The organism is Flavobacterium sp. HSC-61S13 (assembly GCF_024171535.1).
Lineage (GTDB): Bacteria > Bacteroidota > Bacteroidia > Flavobacteriales > Flavobacteriaceae > Flavobacterium.
Genome location: NZ_JALJZV010000003.1, coordinates 253,446 through 270,449, shown reverse-complemented (window position 1 = coordinate 270,449; position 17,004 = coordinate 253,446). Strand labels below are relative to the sequence as shown.

At 35.3% G+C, this 17,004-nt stretch carries 16 protein-coding genes; 2 read left to right on the top strand and 14 right to left on the bottom strand.

What is annotated here, in order from left to right; genetic code table 11:
• Nucleotides 1–5 precede the first annotated feature (5 nt).
• Nucleotides 6–1,349 carry an exopolysaccharide biosynthesis polyprenyl glycosylphosphotransferase gene (locus tag L1275_RS04660; protein ID WP_253470309.1) on the bottom strand — a complete coding sequence of 448 codons (1,344 nt, stop codon included), beginning with the start codon at nt 1,347–1,349 and terminating at the stop codon, nt 6–8.
• Complete coding sequence (locus L1275_RS04655; RefSeq protein ID WP_253470299.1) at nt 1,350–2,333, bottom strand: UDP-glucuronic acid decarboxylase family protein; 984 nt, start codon at nt 2,331–2,333, stop codon at nt 1,350–1,352. It lies immediately after the preceding gene.
• A gap of 116 nt (nt 2,334–2,449) precedes the next feature.
• Between L1275_RS04655 and L1275_RS04650 the strand changes: the two genes are divergently transcribed.
• Nucleotides 2,450–3,526: a glycosyltransferase gene (locus L1275_RS04650; protein WP_253470297.1), complete on the top strand. Its 1,077-nt coding sequence runs from the start codon at nt 2,450–2,452 to the stop codon at nt 3,524–3,526.
• Here L1275_RS04650 and L1275_RS04645 read toward each other — a convergent pair.
• The 11 genes from L1275_RS04645 to L1275_RS04595 form a co-directional block, all read right to left on the bottom strand.
• Nucleotides 3,510–4,802 (bottom strand): O-antigen ligase, encoded by a 1,293-nt coding sequence (locus L1275_RS04645; RefSeq protein ID WP_253470295.1) that lies wholly within the window; start codon nt 4,800–4,802, stop codon nt 3,510–3,512. The two genes, L1275_RS04650 and L1275_RS04645, sit on opposite strands and share 17 nt — an antisense overlap.
• Nucleotides 4,765–5,841 (bottom strand): hypothetical protein, encoded by a 1,077-nt coding sequence (locus L1275_RS04640; protein WP_253470293.1) that lies wholly within the window; start codon nt 5,839–5,841, stop codon nt 4,765–4,767. Before L1275_RS04640 ends, L1275_RS04645 begins: the two co-directional genes overlap by 38 nt.
• Nucleotides 5,842–6,864, bottom strand: coding sequence for a hypothetical protein (locus L1275_RS04635; protein WP_253470292.1), 1,023 nt, complete (start codon nt 6,862–6,864; stop codon nt 5,842–5,844).
• Between the two features lie 140 nt (nt 6,865–7,004).
• Nucleotides 7,005–8,306, bottom strand: a complete 1,302-nt coding sequence (locus tag L1275_RS04630; protein WP_253470290.1) for an MATE family efflux transporter — start codon at nt 8,304–8,306, stop codon at nt 7,005–7,007.
• Nucleotides 8,299–9,426 (bottom strand): non-hydrolyzing UDP-N-acetylglucosamine 2-epimerase, encoded by a 1,128-nt coding sequence (wecB, locus tag L1275_RS04625; protein WP_253470289.1) that lies wholly within the window; start codon nt 9,424–9,426, stop codon nt 8,299–8,301. Before wecB ends, L1275_RS04630 begins: the two co-directional genes overlap by 8 nt.
• A 37-nt stretch (nt 9,427–9,463) precedes the next feature.
• Nucleotides 9,464–10,300 (bottom strand): dTDP-4-dehydrorhamnose reductase, encoded by an 837-nt coding sequence (gene rfbD / locus L1275_RS04620; protein ID WP_253470288.1) that lies wholly within the window; start codon nt 10,298–10,300, stop codon nt 9,464–9,466.
• Nucleotides 10,294–10,845 (bottom strand): dTDP-4-dehydrorhamnose 3,5-epimerase, encoded by a 552-nt coding sequence (gene rfbC, locus L1275_RS04615; protein WP_253470287.1) that lies wholly within the window; start codon nt 10,843–10,845, stop codon nt 10,294–10,296. Before rfbC ends, rfbD begins: the two co-directional genes overlap by 7 nt.
• Before the next feature lies 1 nt (nt 10,846).
• On the bottom strand, nt 10,847–11,815 hold the full coding sequence (locus L1275_RS04610; RefSeq protein WP_253470286.1) for a hypothetical protein: 969 nt from the start codon (nt 11,813–11,815) through the stop codon (nt 10,847–10,849).
• A 1-nt stretch (nt 11,816) separates the two neighbouring features.
• The gene (locus L1275_RS04605) at nt 11,817–13,496 is read right to left on the bottom strand and encodes a hypothetical protein (RefSeq protein ID WP_253470285.1); all 1,680 of its coding nucleotides are present in this window, start codon (nt 13,494–13,496) and stop codon (nt 11,817–11,819) included.
• Between the two features lie 188 nt (nt 13,497–13,684).
• Nucleotides 13,685–15,175, bottom strand: a complete 1,491-nt coding sequence (locus tag L1275_RS04600) for a GH3 auxin-responsive promoter family protein (protein ID WP_253470284.1) — start codon at nt 15,173–15,175, stop codon at nt 13,685–13,687.
• Between the two features lie 6 nt (nt 15,176–15,181).
• Nucleotides 15,182–16,054, bottom strand: coding sequence for a murein hydrolase activator EnvC (locus L1275_RS04595; protein WP_253470283.1), 873 nt, complete (start codon nt 16,052–16,054; stop codon nt 15,182–15,184).
• Nucleotides 16,055–16,243: 189 nt separating this feature from the next.
• Between L1275_RS04595 and L1275_RS04590 the strand changes: the two genes are divergently transcribed.
• Nucleotides 16,244–16,459 carry a twin-arginine translocase TatA/TatE family subunit gene (locus L1275_RS04590; RefSeq protein ID WP_253470282.1) on the top strand — a complete coding sequence of 72 codons (216 nt, stop codon included), beginning with the start codon at nt 16,244–16,246 and terminating at the stop codon, nt 16,457–16,459.
• Nucleotides 16,460–16,595: 136 nt separating this feature from the next.
• Here L1275_RS04590 and L1275_RS04585 read toward each other — a convergent pair whose 3' ends face one another.
• Nucleotides 16,596–16,829, bottom strand: a complete 234-nt coding sequence (locus L1275_RS04585; protein ID WP_253470281.1) for a hypothetical protein — start codon at nt 16,827–16,829, stop codon at nt 16,596–16,598.
• Between the last annotated feature and the right edge of the window lie 175 nt (nt 16,830–17,004).

The following is a 17,004-nucleotide window of genomic DNA, read 5'->3' as shown; positions in this document are numbered from 1 at the left end:
TACAATTAATAAGCCTTGTCCTCTCCCTTAAAAACGTTATATATCGTTAGATAAATAATTTTTAAATCTAAAAAAACAGACCAATTTTCAATGTAGAAGATATCGTATTTTACGCGATTGATAATATCGCGGTCGTTTTCTACTTCTCCTCTATATCCGTGAGTTTGCGCCATCCCTGTAATTCCTGGTTTTATCAGATGTCTCACCATGAATTTATTTATTTTCTTAGCATACATTTGGGTATGCATCACCATGTGTGGGCGGGGTCCAACCACCGACATATCGCCTAAAAATACATTAAAAAACTGAGGTAATTCATCAATACTTGTTTTTCTAATAAACTTACCCAAACGAGTGATACGCGCATCACCTTTAGAGGCTTGCTGATCGTCGCAGGCTTCATTTCTATACATCGATCGAAATTTATAACAGGTAAATTCTGAGTTGTTCATACCGTTTCTCAATTGTTTGAAGAATACAGGACCGCGAGACTCCAATTTGATCAAAATCGAAATCAACGGAATTAACCACGACAATAGAAAAACAATCACAATACTAGAAAACACTAAATCAAAAGTTCGTTTCACCAATCGATTGTATTGACTATCCAGTGGTATCTTACGCCTCGGAATAATCGGAATCAAATCATAATACTCTGTATTATAATTATCACCAATCAGCTCATCGTCTTTGGGAATGTATTTCAGAACCTTTAAGTTATTGTCGGCAAAATCGACAATTTTGCCAAACGATTTGGTGCTTACCAAATACAGACTGATATAGATTTCATCAATTTTTTCTTGTTCCACATAGTCTAATATATCTTGTATATCAACGGCTTCATCTTTAAAAGTACCTACTAAATGGTAACCGTATTCCGTTTTTTTATTAAAGAAATCTTGTAATTGCTTGACTTCTTTACCCTTCCCAATGATGACTACTCTTCTATAGTTACCGCCATACTGGCTACGGAAAATTTTTAACGAATAGAAGATACTGATTTTAATTACCGAAATCGTAATCATGGTAAACACACCATACAGAATCAGATCCTTAGGCTCTGCAAAACGAGAAAAAAACCCGTTATATGCCGAATATAAAACGAATTGCAATACAAATTGTTTAAAGATTTTTTCAAAAATCTTGACAATTCGAGTAAAACGAAACACATCGTAATACATGGTCACCCAAGAACTTAAAAGCCAACTTAGCGATATGAAAAGGTGAAACCAAATCTTGCCTGAGAATTCAGGCAATAAGTAGTAAGCAAACAGATTTAATATCGTTATATCTATTAGAAGCGTAATCGGCCTAATGAATTTGGAGTATCTTCCTCTAATTTTCTTCACTTAATTTATATATTTTGAAAAATCTTTATGTTCTTCTTTTAATAACTCCTCCTCGCTAAAGGATTTAAAATACTGGTAGGTTCGTCTCATACCTTCTGCACGATCAATCTTGGGCTCCCAACCCAAAATATTTTTCGCTTTAGTAATATCGGGTTGACGTTGCAAGGGATCATTTAAAGGAAGGTCTTTAAAAACCACTTTTTGATTGCGCCCAGTCAACTTCAAAATCTCATCTGCGAAATCCTTTATTGTGATCTCATCCGGATTGCCAATATTAATCGGCAACGCATAATCCGCATGCAAAAGTCTATAAATTCCTTCAACTTGATCATCTATATAACAAAACGATCTGGTTTGCAAACCGTCGCCAAAGATAGTCAAATCTTCTCCTCTTAACGCTTGTCCTATAAATGCTGGAATCACACGGCCATCATTTAAGCGCATTCGCGGTCCATAAGTATTAAAAATTCGAACGATTCTGGTTTCTAAACCGTGAAAAGTGTGGTAGGCCATTGTAATCGATTCCTGAAAACGCTTGGCTTCATCATACACCCCTCTCGGTCCAATGGTATTAACGTTACCATAGTATTCCTCGGTCTGTGGATGCACTAAAGGATCCCCATATACTTCAGAGGTAGAAGCAATTAAAATTCGCGCTTTTTTTACTCGAGCCAAACCCAACAAATTGTGGGTGCCCAAGGAACCTACTTTTAATGTCTGAATCGGTATTTTCAAATAATCAATTGGGCTAGCTGGTGAAGCGAAATGTAATATATAATCCAATTTCCCCGGTACGTTTACAAACTTGGTTACATCGTGGTGATAAAACTCAAAATGCTCCAACTTAAAGAGGTGTTCAATATTTTTTAGATCGCCTGTAATCAGGTTATCCATACCAATTACATGGTACCCTTCTAAGATAAACCGATCGCATAAATGCGACCCCAAAAAACCTGCGGCTCCAGTGATTAAAATTCGTTTCATTTTGTAAAAATAATACTGATTATTAGTAAAAAAAATTATAAGTACTTATTTATTTTAATTTTAGCATTCCTAAAGCAAGTTTAATAAAGAATCTCTAATTTTGTAAAAAAATTAAAATGAGAGTAGTCCATATCGTCGAAGCACTTGGCGGAGGTGTTTATACCTATTTCAAAGACCTTACCAATTTTTTTGGAAACGAGGCGGAAAACCGGAACTTAAAAACTACGGTGATTTACAGCGCCAAAAGAAAGGAAATAGATCCCAACAATATTGCACGCGATTTCTCATCAAAAGTGGACCTTGTTGAAGTGGATATGGAAAAGGAGTTATCGCTATTTAAAGATTTAAAAGCGACTCTACAGCTTCGAAAAGTTTTAAAAGAACTCAATCCCGATGTGATTCATCTGCATTCATCCAAAGCAGGTGTTATTGGAAGATGGGCCAATTTTTTACTCTTTTCAAACAAAAAAGTATTTTATACCCCTCACGGATATTCGTTTATTAGACAAGATATTTCAACAACAAAACAAAAGGTATTTTGGATTATCGAGAAATATACTCAACTTTTGTTTGGCGGTACTACAATCGCCTGTGGAGATACAGAATACGAGATCGCTAAAAGAATGGGGAAAGCTGAATTGGTACGAAATGGAGTAAACTTCAGTGTTTTGGAACCCTTTTACAAAACCATAGAAAATCCTCGCTTAAAAATTGGAATCGTCGGTAGAATCACTGCTCCGAAAAACCCAAAACTTTTTAATGAAATTGCCTTACGATATCCTCAACATGACTTTATCTGGATCGGTGACGGAGAACTTCGTCCCTTACTAACGGCAAAAAATATTCATATATCGGGTTGGTTTTCAGACAATGTAGATTGTTTGCCGCTGTTAAACGAATTAGATATCTATCTACAACCCTCACTTTGGGAAGGACTGCCTATAGCTGTCTTAGAAGCTATGGCTTTGAGAAAACCCATACTTGCCACTAATGTTTTTGGAAATAAAGATGTCGTAGTTCATGGCGTTTCTGGATTCCTATTCGACCAACTTGACGATTTAGATCCTTTTATAAAACAATTAGAAAATGCGGATTTCCGAAAAAAAATCGGTACACAAGCCTATGAACAATGCAAACGTGATTTTGATAAAGACAAAAACTTTCAAAAACTGATTCCTATTTACGAGAAATAGTATGGGAGCCTTGTAAGTAATAGACCACAAAAAGAGACAACCAGAATCCACTAAAAACAATTCCATCGAAGCGAATTAGAAAATCGTCCACTAAGTTCGAGGTAAAAAAGTTAAAGAAGAAGGCCAACATAATTCCACTATGTGTTTTAAATCCCAAATAAGCACTGAGAAAAATATAACAACTTATTGAAAATAGACCTAAAACTCCAAATTTCAATAGGGAATCCAAAAATTGATTGTGTGTAGGGAAAGCATATTTGGCTAAAAATTGCTGATCTGTTTGCTCGTAATAACGTGCCAATTCAGTTTTGGAATCAGACGAACCATATCCGGTTAACAAACTCTTTTGTGACAACTCCCATGCTGCCTTCCAAATAGATAGTCTAGTTACTAAAGCATTAAAAACATTTTTTTCAGGATCCTCAATTTCATCCAGTTTTCCTATTTTATCTATATGAGCAAAGGTTGCCGACGAGTATTTCTCCTTCATATACGGATTAAGTTTTACGAAAAAGAATAGAATTAAGAACATACTAGCAAAAAAAGTCAGACTGCCCATAATTACCTTCTTTGTAGAGTAATACTTAAAAGCTTCTACTATTATTACTATTCCAAAACCTATTACCACATTAAGAAGTGACATTCTGGTGTTGACAATTAATATGAGAAGAATTGAAGTAATCAGGGTCATCCCTTGTAAAACCAGCCACTTCATCGCCGTTTTTTGTTGCAGATATTGTATTAAGAAATAAAAATTAATCACCGCTACAAAGGTTAGGTGCATATTAACTGCTGGAGCATGATTTTTGAAACTGTCTGCAAATTGATAACCCAACTCCCATAAATCGATATGCGCTACATATTTCTGAATCAACTCGGGTTCTATAATTATAAACCGTACTAACAACAGTACGATAATAACTGTAGTCGTTTTTGCATAAGCATTAAGCAGTTTTAAAAAGGGAATGTGTTTGTAATTGGAAACGATGAAGTAGGCAAAAAACAAAAGTGAAATCGATTTTTCAGCTGCTTTCCAACCCAGACGAAACGAATCATTCTTCCAGAAGAATAGAATTTCCAATAAGAAGGGACATGCAACAATAAGACTCAAAACAATGGCCTGTTTTGGAAATCGATTCCGGCGAATAAAAATCAAATTATATACGGCGAAAACAATAATAAGCCAGGTACACAGCTTGCTAAAGAAAAAAGTAGAAGCAATTAATAGCAGTAATAGATTAAAGCCTTTCTGATAATTTTCGTCTGAAATCTTCATAGTATAGGGAAAAATATATTAGAGGGAAAATACCAATTTTATGTCGAACAGCCGATCCTAAATCGGGTTCAAACATACCTTGCGCAATAAAAAAAGCAAATACAAAAAACAACACCCATAGTGCTTCTTTATATTTTTGAGGTTCTTGAAGGCATTTTGATAAGCGCAACATCAACAAAACAGACAAGGTTAACTGCCAAAGAACAAAAGCAATAATCTGTGGTGACTTAATAAATTTTAAACCGTTAACAGGAAGATTCACTGTAAAGAAACCATAAAACATACTGACTACCTCTCCATACCAAGTATCTGGATATATCGGAGACATGATAATACTATTGGTATCGGTATCGCCCGAATTGATTCGCACAAGGTTAACGTTCTCTCGAGAGATCATAGAGAGATAGTCCCCTTTTAGCACTCCGTATGTCAATGAAATAAAGATGATAACTAAAACCCCGTTAAAAATGGCTAAAAACACCTTGTTAGGTATCTTAATAAAAGTGATCGCATACATGCCTATCGAAATAAAGGGGATGAAAATATAATACGGTCTATAAATAATCCCGAATGCGAAAAACGCGCCAAAAGCTAAGGCCAGCAACAACTTAAAACTTATTCCTCTTTGAACTAATATAAAGAGTACCAAAGTAATAAACAGATAAGTGATAAATTCTTTTGATGGTTGTGATATAAATACGGCAATCATCAAAAAAGCCAGATATACTATGACATTCCTAACTGTAAAAACATGGAATTTTTCAGGAATTCCAATTTTCTTTAAAATATAAAATAAAATAGGTAACTGTACTAAAGCTACTATACTATAAGAAACATACGATAAACGCGTAAGATGATAGAACATCATCGTTACGGGATAACTCTCGATCCAACCACGCTGCTTTAATGGATCTGAAACAATTAAATTAGCATCATAATAATATTTACCCGGTAAGATAAAAGGTCCAATAAAACCAATTAGAATACACAAGCCTACTAATAGATAAAAAGTTAGTTTGTTTTTAGTGATATAATACATTTAGTTTTCTTTTAGTCCCGCTATAAGTTCTTTTTCAATTTTACTTATGTTGTATGAATCATCGTAATAATTCTCGAAATTTTGTTGGCAAATATCATAGAACTCCCCGTAATTTATTGGAGCTTGGTTATGAGCATGGATGGTATTTGCCATCGCTTCTAAAGAAGCATCACTGTTAAACTTAATGCTGTACGGCGACAGGTTTAAATTTTCCTCAAAAGAATCAATAACATCCGTATATATAGGCATCAATCCAACGGAAAGATACGAATTCATTTTAGTCGGAGTAGAAACTCGATTTATTATATGCTTTTCTCTAAGGATAAAACCGTATTTGAATTTACTTAATTCTTGTTCCAACTCCTCCAGACTTACATACTTGATCTCATAGTTTTTGATGGCATATTTCCTCAAAACTTCTAATGCCTCCTCTTTCTCTCTAGTAAAAATAGTTAAAGATGCTTGAGGGTTCTTGGTCTCAATCTTTTGATATAAAGCCACTGTTTTCTCAAAACATTGCCAACTAAATAAGGTTCCAGCATATACATAACTCGATTCTTTTTTCAGGTCCGCATTAAAACACATCGGTTTTAGATTCTTGTTGTAACACGGTATGATAAGATGGTTATCTACTGGAATATTATACTTCTCCCTATAATGCTTCCACATACTATCAGAAACCAAGAAATTATAATAACTTTTTCGTAAAACCCATTTTTCTGCCCTGCTAAATGCCCAACTTATAGCCCTTGCACGTAAGGAATAATGGTTTAACATCGCAAACTCTTCTGGCCCAATTCCCTGTTGCCAACTGATTATGGGTATTTTACTATTCTTGAAGTAAACCTTGACAAAATCCCTTACTCTTATTGTCACTATCAGATCAAATTCATTAACATGCTCCACCGTTTGATGCGTGGATACTTCATATCCATTATTTACAAAGGCTCTTTTTATAAGATCCGTATAATAAATAGTTGCGTCGTTAACCGCCTTAGAAGGTAAATAGAACAATATTTTCATTAAAAAAGGATTTTTTTATTAAGTGTTTGTTATTTATTATGCTCAATGCGACAAATTTACTACTAACTTCTATAAGTATGCTTCGCAAACATCCAATTAAATGGATTGCTCTATCGAATTTTAATTAAATCTGCTTTCCTTTATAAAAAGAACAGATTAATTCCGTCTTTACGATAAACATATATAAACACAATTAAATTCCAAAACACCACTGAAAAAGTAAAAGTAATCGCCGCGCCTATGGTTCCATAAAGCGGGATTAGAATTATATTCAGTATAACATTGATGATTAATGTTATAATCAGAATAAACTGAAAAACCAGTGATCTACCAGTCATATTTAAGTACACTGGAACGACCCCAAAAGCAGAGGTAACCAATTGAGATATTATTAATATGTAAAAAGTATCTTGGATCACTACATATTGTTCGCCAAAGAAAGTCAAGATCGTTTTAATAAAGACAATCAGAAAAAATCCAACCACCATATTGGCTTTAAAAGTAAAATTAGCTGTTTTTTTACACAATAATTGTAGGTTTACCTTATCTGACTTAGAGAAAAGCTCACTGATTCGCGGAGAGCAATTGATGTTGATACTCAATATAACCATCGAGAGTATGGTGATTAATTTGATGGCAACGGCATAATAAGCAATCCAATTATCATCATAATATTTTTTCAGCAAAAAGACATCAACCCCCATAAACAGAAAAAGCACTATACTACTAATTCCCATAGGTAAGGAATGTTTTATAATTTCTTTATTGCTGAAAATTAGATTTGCCTGGTCCTGGTGGTCAACTTTCCTAAAACAATACCAAATACTCCATTGACTAACGCAGAATAAAAACAAGAAACCATAGATATAATATTCTGCTATTGAATAAGACAAATCAGTAGTTAAAGCAACGATTAAACCGACAGCTAATGGGCAATATTTAAAAATATTTCTAAAAAGCTCCGATAAAACAGGCCTTTCCAAAGCTCTTAATGTTTCGGTATTTAACAAGGTGATAATATAAAAGGGTAGAAAAAATACAGCCTTTTGAATGATACTGTAAACATCTTGTTGAAAATAGAGATTGACACTGTCCTCTTTTATAAAAATAAAAAAAATTAAATTAAGAGCAACTGCTATAAACAGCACCATCTTAACCATCGAATAATAGGTTTTTTTTAAGGAACTAAAAGAATTATTGCCTCGCAGTTTTCCAGCAAAGTAAATAATAGATACATCGGTACCTACCAAAGAAACGCTACCTAAAATAAGTAAAAATACCCGGATAAATTCATATTGCCCAACGGCTTCTGGAGCAAAACTTCGCGTCATTAAAATGGTGATCGCAAATAAAAATGCCACACCCATGCCGCGTAAACCAAAAGTCACGATACTCTGTTGTAAAAACTTATTTTGAAGACCTTTCTTAATTAGATTAAGCATTCTCAAGCGATTTTATAAAATCTAATATCCGTTTTGTTGCCAGTCCATCTCCATATGGGTTATGCAATTGGCTCATACGCTCCATTTTTAAAGGATTATCAATTAATTCTTGAGTTTCTGCGATTATTTTATCCTTAGCTGTTCCCACCAAAATTACAGTTCCTGCTTCCACTGCTTCAGGTCTTTCGGTAGTTTCTCGCATAACCAATACCGGTTTACCCAGACTCGGAGCTTCCTCTTGAACTCCACCACTATCTGTAATGATGATTTTAGAACGGTTCATCAACCAAATAAACGCTGGATAAGACAAAGGGTGTATCAATTTAATGTTTGATATTTGCCCTAAAATACTGTTTACTGGTACCTGAACATTTGGATTGAGATGAACGGGATAAATCAAAACCATCTTCGGGTTTTTAAGTGCAATTTCTTTTAATGCCTCACAGATTTGTATAAAACCTTCCCCGTGATTTTCTCTGCGGTGGCCTGTGATTAAAATCACTTGCTGTGCTGGTTCGATCAAACCTTTTAACTGTTCAATCTCCGGGTGCTTTAAATCCTTAACAATTTCAACGCTTTCCAAAAGCGCATCAATCACGGTATTCCCTGTTATAATGATCGTTTCTTCCGCTATATTTTCTCTCAACAAATTTTCCTTAGAGGTTGTCGTCGGAGCAAAATGATAATCACTAACAACACTAGTAATTTGTCTGTTGGTCTCTTCTGGAAAAGGCAATCTCTTATTAAACGTTCGCAATCCTGCCTCAACATGAGCTACCTTAGCACCCGAATAAAAAGCGGCTATACTTGCAGCCATAGTTGTCGTGGTGTCGCCATGCACAAATACTATATCGGGTTTAAAAACATCTAAAACCGGCTTCATCTCCAACAATATCTTTGCTGTAATGCTATTTAAGGTTTGGTTGGGTTCCATAATATCCAAATCGAAATCGGGAACGATATTAAAAAAATCCAAAACTTGATCCAACATTTCACGGTGTTGAGCAGTGACACATACTTTGGTATCAAATAACATTTCTGCCTGAAAAGCTTTAACTAAAGGCGCCATTTTAATGGCTTCTGGACGTGTTCCAAAAACAAAAAGTACTTTTTTATTCATAGGGTGTTTTTATATTTCAAAAGTGTTCAAAACACTCTTAAAATTTGGGAATTGATCTTTGCCAACTGTTGGGCACAATTTCAAATATATTTTTTATCTTCTGTTTATCTAATACACTGTAATGGGGTCGTATAGCTAGGGTCGGGAATTCAGAACTAGCAATGGGATCCACTTTAATATCAACGTTATTAACCCGAAATATTTCTAACGCAAATTCATACCAACTGCATTGGCCTTCATTGCTAAAATTATAAATTCCGTAATTTTCACATTTTTTCTTAATCATATCAATAACCACGCCAGCGAGCTCTACCGCATTTGTAGGCGTTCCAATCTGATCATCCACCACTCTGAGTTCTTGACGATTCTGTGCTAACTGCAACATGGTCTTCATGAAATTATGCCCAAATTCCGAATATACCCAAGAGGTTCTTATTATATAAAAATCTTTTAGAAGTCTTATAATGACCTGTTCACCCTCCAATTTGGTTTGTCCATAAATGGATCTCGGATTGGGCTTATCATCTTCTCGATAAGGTCTGTCACTAATTCCGTCAAAGATAAAATCTGTAGACAAATGAACCAAAACAGTCTGGGTTTCCAAGCACACTTCAGCTAAATTTTTAACCCCAATAACATTCACCAAATAAGCCTTTTCAGCTTCTTTCTCAGCCTGGTCGACGGCTGTGTAAGCAGCGGTATTGATGCAGTAGTCTGGTTGATATTGCTTAAAAATTCGCTCGCAATTGGCTTTATCGGTTATATCCAATGTGGCAGAGTCGCAAAAAACAAAATCGATTTCCGTCTGTTTTACTGAAATGGATTGTATGGCTTGCCCCAGTTGTCCCGCAGATCCTGTGACTAATATTACCATATTTTTTTAGCTTGCTGTATTCCTGGTAATTTTAAATCCTTTTCAGAAACTATCAAATCTTTCTCAGGAAGTTGCCAATCAATATTTAAAAAAGCATCGTTGTATAGGATTCCACCCTCGGATTCTGCACAGTAATACTGATCACACTTATAAAAAAATAGTGCTGTATCACTCAAAACCAAAAATCCATGTGCAAAACCTTTAGGAATAAACAGCTGTTTGTGATTGATATCGTTAAGTATTTCAGCATGATATTGTCCATAGGTCTTAGATTCTGGCCGAATATCTACCGCAATATCCAATACACTGCCCTGAAGTACTTGAACCAATTTAGATTGACTGTGTTCTCCTATTTGATAATGTAAGCCTCTTAAAACACCCTTGCTCGAAAATGACTGGTTGTCTTGAACAAATTTAATTTCTAGGCCGCTGATTTCATTAAAGTCTCTTTGGTTAAAAGTCTCCATAAAATATCCTCTAGAATCAAAGAAAACCTTAGGTTCATAAACAAAACATCCTGCTAATCGGGTTGGAGTAATCATCATATTACTGCTGTCTATTTTCTTTAACTACCTTAAATTTCTTCATAAAATTCCTAAGCAATAATGCCGACAAAAAAATCACTAAAAACAAAAAAGGTAAGGTTATCTTTTTCATCTCCCAGAAATTTTCATCAATATTATTCATCATTCTACCAGCGATATATACCACTTGCTCCTGCTCCAATATTTCTTCATCCAACATCACCAAATCATCCATAATGTTGTTTTTGCGATAAAAAAGATTTTCGATTTCCGGAAATTGGGTGATTGTAACACCCTTAGCGTCTAGGGTGCCCTTTTCTGGATTTCCCATACCAATCAAAATCTGATTCATTTGTTGCAACGACAATTCTGTTTCTCGTTTTTTGATCTGATTTTGCACTTTCGCAATCGCCAATTTCTTCAAGTAATACTCTTGTGAGTTCAGCTGCTCAAAGACCTCCTCAACGACACTATCCGTATTTTGATTTCCACTAGTATAGATGCTCAATAAATGATACTTATAGTTTTTACGAGTTGATTTATTGGTTATAAAACTGTTGATATCTCCTCCTTTTTCGCCTAAAGTTTCAAACAGTTCCAAAGCTTGCTTGTTGTTTTTCAACAAGGTATAAATATCCTCAACCGGCTCTATCTTTATTCTTTTTACCTCTTTCAAATTCATCCATTCTTTTGTATCCAACTTGGTCGTAATAAAGGAATTTTTATCAAAAGCCTCATACAGATAATCGGCACTGCCGAAATTGGGAACTACAATAAAATCATGACGTAGTATTCTTCCGTGTTTGCTATCTATATAATAACCCAATGCGATTCCTATGGCTAGTAAAACCACTATTGCGATGATATACTTTTTTATGAGCATTAAAAAATCATAAAAAAACAAGCCGACATTAGTCAAAAATCGACCAAAGGCATGATATATATATACTAAATCAATCTCTTGATTGTGTTGATTTGGATGATTATCCATATTAAATAATATTGAAAATTTGTTCTAATATTTTTATTGTAATCAAATACGTCGGTTTCACCCCAGTAGAACCTAATCCACCTGATGCCAAGGTACTTCCCGTTTCTAAAGGATTATCAGATGCATAATAAGCATATCTGACCTTTACATTTGGTGGAATACTTTTTCTGATCTTTGACGCAGATTGAATCGCTTTCTGATAATGCGCTCCCTCCATTTCTAGACCGATAACACCCCAAGTAGAATCATGGAAAAACTTTAGTAAATCCTTATTCTGTAAAGAGGTTCCCAAAACCGTAACCATAGTACCGGCTACTACAGCTATGTCGTGACCTTCAAACATCGCTGCAGTCAATTCGTTTTCTAAAGGATAATTATCTCCGGTGCCCTCGTTGATATGTGCGAAAGGAATCATGATATCCCCTTTTCCTCCTGTAAGAATTCCAGCTTTTCCCATTATAGAAACGGATTCTACATTCAAAAAAGTATGTTTATGAAACGGTTTTAACAATTCGTCTATGGTTTCGTAGGCTTGTTCTCCAAAAGCATAATCCATCACGATAATCACCGGTTTCTGATCGGCTAACTTCTCCGAAGAAAATGCGGTGTTGGGGAAATCAATTAAAGCAGTATCAAAAATCTGTACATCGATGTTGGTTCCTGAAGTATCTGGCAAAAAGGTCATTCCCTCCATTAGGGCACGTTCATAAACCAATTTACGCAGCTCGCCATTTTCCGATTTACTCAATTCTTCGTATACCTGTAGTTCTGATTGACCCTTTAAATGTGATTTTAGCACGGTACTAGCAAAGATGGAATTCATCACACTGTGCATATTAGCACTGATAATATGAATAGGACGCTCTAGAAGCCCTTGTTTTTTAAGGTGATTCTTGATGTTATCCGACCACATTTCACCATAGATGTGGTGACCTAAACGTTCGCGAAGTATTGGACTAAAAGTTATGGTTCTCTTATTGTTATCCACTACCTCCTCTATGGCAAGTTTACCTAACCAATAGATGACATCTAAAAAGCGATCTGGATTCTCAGCTGTAGCAAATCCATCATACACGGTCAATACTTCAGCAAAAGATCGTCCCAAAACATTCGATAAATGCGAAATAGCAATCTCTTTTTCAACTAGAGACAACGGTTCTTCTGTATTAACCGCATGCTCTATTTTTAACCAATCACGCGTTACCTTTCCATCTTCACCAATCAATACTCGATTCATGATTTTATGCGATTCGACAAAAATAAAAGTCAAATGCGTTAAGACATCATAGATGTCTGATCGCCCACGGGTAATTTCAATATTCATCTGTTCATCGTCTATACGATAACAGTTTCTTCTTCTTTTTGGTGGCACTATCGCTTCAAAGTGAGAGATCGAGTATCCCTCGTCTGAAGTTAAATTGATATACCTACATTGTTCAATGCCTATAGGCAAGCGTTCAATAACATATAACAAACCGTTTAACTCTACTTTCTCTTCTGCAATAGATCCATAAATTTCTGGTCTCAATTCCAATAAAGCCTCTCTTAAAGTGTCTCCCGAAATTCCCATCGGCTTATAAAAACCTCTATTAAACAAGTGGCGCATGGTAATATACATACGCTCCACTGCTGCAGAGGATACCTGTGCTCTTGTTCTAGATATGTTTTTTATCTCTTTCATCTGATTATAATTTTATATGGCGTTTAAATGCTGTTCTTGATGCTCAAAATCATCTGTTTATCAAACCTCCTTTGTCACGGGTATCATAATACCCGATCTATGGTATGTAACAGTATCCTCAAACCAGCTAGATCACCGTTTCTAAACGCTATTTTAAACAATATTTATTATTTAACTCGCAAAGATAACTATTCCTTTGTTATTAGTCGATCAACAATAGCCCGATCGTTACTGAGTCTTGGCAATTTATTTTGTCCGCCCAATTTTCCAATCGATTTCATATAAACCTGAAACCCGTCTTTAGTAACTGTACGAATCTTTAGTCGTTGCAATACATGTCCTTTAATAAGGTCATCATAGTACACATTTTGTTCGCGCATAGCCTGATCTATTTTTTGTGCAAACATTTCTAAATCTTCTGGTTCTTCGCCAAATTCGATAAACCACTCGTGAAAAGGTAGCCCTGAAACGGGAGTAATTTGCGGTGCTACAGTGAATTCATTGACTTGAATTTTCGTGCCTTGCATGGCCAGTTGTAAAGCAGTCTCTACTTCCTTCCCTATGACGTGTTCTCCAAAAGCGGAGATGAAGTGTTTAATTCGCCCGGAAACTATCAATCGATACGGTTTTACAGACGTGAATTGAACGGTATCACCCATATTGTAAGCCCATAATCCGGCATTGGTAGATATAATCATCACGTAATTGACTCCTATTTCAACATGCCCAATGGTCAACCTTGTCGGTTTGACTTCAAAAAACGCATCTGCACGAACAAATTCATAAAAAATTCCAGCATCTAATAACAGCAATAACCCCTTCTCCGATTGAGAATCTTGATAAGCGAAAAAACCTTCAGAAGCCGGAAACAATTCGATAGAAGGCACCTTACGGCCGATTAATTGTTCAAATTTGGCTCGATACGGCTCATAATTAACACCCCCATAGATAAAGAGCTCAAAATGTTTAAAGATATCCCCTACTGCTTTACCTTCTCTTTGATATAACTTCTCAAAATACATCTGCACCCAACTCGGAATTCCCGAAATCACACTTAGATCTTGATCAACCGTCTCTTCAACTATACGATCTACCTTAGTCTCCCAATCTTCTATGCAGTTGGTTTCCCAACTCGGTAGTCTATTGTTTTGCAAATACTTAGGTACATAATGTGCAACGATACCTGAAAGTCTTCCAAAATTAATATTATTTTTAAGTTCTAATACAGGGCTTCCCTGTAAAAAAATCATTTTACCGTCGACAAAATCCGCCTTACCCGTTTCATATATATACTCTAAGATAGCATTGCGTGCCGCTCGAATATGATAAGGCAAGGAATCCTTAGTTAGCGGAATGTATTTAGCACCCGAAGTCGTTCCCGAAGTCTTAGCGAAGTACAAGGGCTTTCCAGGCCATAACACATCAGATTCACCATCTACAACGCGATCAACATAAGTTTTGAGGTCTTCATAGTCTCTAATCGGAACACGCTGTAAAAAATCGTGGTGGTTTTGAATCTCAGCAAACTGATGATCGATACCAAAAGCAGTATTCTTTGCCTTCTGAATTAGTTGGTTAAAAACCCTTTCCTGAGTTTCAATGGGATTCATCACCCATTTTTGGGTTTTATGATGGATGATATTCGCGAATATCTTAGCGGCAAAGGATTTTATAGACATATCTTTTTAATCAAAATCAATAAACATGGTTGGATCAATCGCATAACTGTCTTTCCACAATTCAAAATGTAAATTATTTGAGGCGGTAGCATTACTACTTCCTCCTCCAGCAAGACCAATCGCTTCACCACTTTTAACCGAATCTCCTTGGTTTTTGGTTAACGATGCTGCGTGTTTATACACGGAAACAAGGCCTTCTGCGTGACGTATAATAATGATATAACCGCTCTGGGGTGTCCATTCAGCAAATAACACGGTTCCCGCTGATATAGCTTTAATCGGTGTATTGTTGGGCACCGCAATAGAAACAGCATAATATTTTTGCTTGGGATCGTATTTCTTGACCAGAGTTCCTTTTACTGGAGGAAATAAAACCGTAGCTACTTTGGGTTTTGCTTCCTGAAATACATTGTATTTATCTTCCTGTAATACCAACTCTCTGAGTTTTAAATCCTGCTCACTGACCTTTAAATCACTGCTTTCCAAAAGTGCCGTCTCAATTTTTGTTAACGAATCAATGTTGATTTTAACGGCGTCTACCTCCCCTTTTAAAACTTTTTTCACGGATTGAATATAAGCGTCATTTCGAATAGCCAGCTGTTCTAAAGAATCTGTTTTTAAGGTCAACTCTATGGCTTTTCTCTTCAATTCTGACGAAGAATAACCGGGAATTAATTCTTTCAATGGTGTGAAAACGATCAGTAAAGTAGTCGATATGATCAAAAATAAAAACATCGAAAAACTCGCCCCTATTACGTTGATTAGGTTAATCTTCATCGAAAAGATCTCTTCGAAAGTGTTTTCATTAAAAAGCACTATTCGATTTTTATTGAGAAACCTTTTCTTTAAATGTTGGCGTTTCAGTCCTTTCTTAGACATAACTTCAAAGTTTTTCTCTACAAATATAACAATTAAACCAAAGTTTGAAATTCAATTAGGCTTTTATTCACATCCCCAAGTTGGTGACTGTTAATGTTTTTATCTCGAAGTTAAATAATTCATTTCTATTGAACTGATATCGTTTATTTTATTATATCTTTGCTTTATCTATTGAAAATAAATTATATTATGTATTCATTATCAGTGTTTCTAGGATTAGTTGGACCGTGGCAAATTATTTTAATTGTTGCCATCGTTTTATTGATGTTTGGTGGTAAGAAAATTCCGGAATTAATGAAAGGTCTTGGTTCTGGTATCAAAGAGTTTAAAGATGCCACAAAAGAAGATGACAAATCAACTTCTAAAAAAGATCCTTCCACAGAAGACAAATCTAAAACAGAATAAAAAACTGTTTTTCAATACTTTATATATGCACCAATTTATGTGGTGCATTTTTTTTACAAAAAAATACCTGTTTGTAACAAACAGGTATTTTTCCTCACATAAAACATAATAAAAAACACTACTCTATTTTTGACTTCTATTTAAGGGGTTCCTTTTTTGGACCTTTAGAAGGAATTTCTTTTTTAATAACTTCCGCTTTCGGAGTTTTTTCTTTCTTTACCGGTTCAATCTCCATCTGTTGTGGAGTGATTTTAACCGGAGTTTCACACTGTTTTGTCGTGTCCTGAGGCTCACTTGGAGTAGTTGGAGGCTTTTGTGCAAAACCCCAATTCACCGTAAAAAACAGGACCAATAATAGAACACTTTTCATAGTTTGGCTATTTTTTGCGAACTCCATTTTTTAAGAGTCGTTATTCTACATAAAATAAAGCTGCAAAAAGGAGTCCAAAAAGGAATCAATAGAGTAGGAGTTTTAAAAAAAAGAAATAACACAATAATAATCAACAGTTTAAACAAACAAAGAGCCATAAATAGCTCTTCGGTTG